The organism is Bacillus cereus group sp. MYBK216-1 (assembly GCF_051916495.1).
GTDB lineage: Bacteria > Bacillota > Bacilli > Bacillales > Bacillaceae_G > Bacillus_A > Bacillus_A thuringiensis_K.
In genome coordinates, this window is record NZ_JBQAGT010000040.1 from 1 (window position 1) to 1,371 (window position 1,371).

Consider the following 1,371-nt stretch of genomic DNA (forward strand, 5'->3'; position numbering starts at 1 on the left):
AAGGCTGAGCTGTGATGGGGAAGCTCCTTATGGAGCGAAGTCTTTGATTCCCCGCTGCCAAGAAAAGCTTCTAGCGAGATAAAAGGTGCCTGTACCGCAAACCGACACAGGTAGGCGAGGAGAGAATCCTAAGGTGTGCGAGAGAACTCTGGTTAAGGAACTCGGCAAAATGACCCCGTAACTTCGGGAGAAGGGGTGCTTTCTTAACGGAAAGCCGCAGTGAATAGGCCCAAGCGACTGTTTAGCAAAAACACAGCTCTCTGCGAAGCCGTAAGGCGAAGTATAGGGGGTGACACCTGCCCGGTGCTGGAAGGTTAAGGAGAGGGGTTAGCGTAAGCGAAGCTCTGAACTGAAGCCCCAGTAAACGGCGGCCGTAACTATAACGGTCCTAAGGTAGCGAAATTCCTTGTCGGGTAAGTTCCGACCCGCACGAAAGGTGTAACGATTTGGGCACTGTCTCAACCAGAGACTCGGTGAAATTATAGTACCTGTGAAGATGCAGGTTACCCGCGACAGGACGGAAAGACCCCGTGGAGCTTTACTGTAGCCTGATATTGAATTTTGGTACAGTTTGTACAGGATAGGCGGGAGCCATTGAAACCGGAGCGCTAGCTTCGGTGGAGGCGCTGGTGGGATACCGCCCTGACTGTATTGAAATTCTAACCTACGGGTCTTATCGACCCGGGAGACAGTGTCAGGTGGGCAGTTTGACTGGGGCGGTCGCCTCCTAAAGTGTAACGGAGGCGCCCAAAGGTTCCCTCAGAATGGTTGGAAATCATTCGTAGAGTGCAAAGGCATAAGGGAGCTTGACTGCGAGACCTACAAGTCGAGCAGGGACGAAAGTCGGGCTTAGTGATCCGGTGGTTCCGCATGGAAGGGCCATCGCTCAACGGATAAAAGCTACCCCGGGGATAACAGGCTTATCTCCCCCAAGAGTCCACATCGACGGGGAGGTTTGGCACCTCGATGTCGGCTCATCGCATCCTGGGGCTGTAGTCGGTCCCAAGGGTTGGGCTGTTCGCCCATTAAAGCGGTACGCGAGCTGGGTTCAGAACGTCGTGAGACAGTTCGGTCCCTATCCGTCGTGGGCGTAGGAAATTTGAGAGGAGCTGTCCTTAGTACGAGAGGACCGGGATGGACGCACCGCTGGTGTACCAGTTGTTCTGCCAAGGGCATAGCTGGGTAGCTATGTGCGGAAGGGATAAGTGCTGAAAGCATCTAAGCATGAAGCCCCCCTCAAGATGAGATTTCCCATAGCGTAAGCTAGTAAGATCCCTGAAAGATGATCAGGTTGATAGGTTCGAGGTGGAAGCATGGTGACATGTGGAGCTGACGAATACTAATAGATCGAGGACTTAACCATATAATATG

Annotated in this window: 1 rRNA gene; it reads left to right on the top strand. The window is 53.0% G+C overall.

Annotated elements, in window-relative coordinates:
- A 23S ribosomal RNA gene (locus ACTFRH_RS30845) occupies positions 1-1,363 on the top strand; the annotation flags it as partial.
- Positions 1,364-1,371 lie beyond the last annotated feature (8 nt).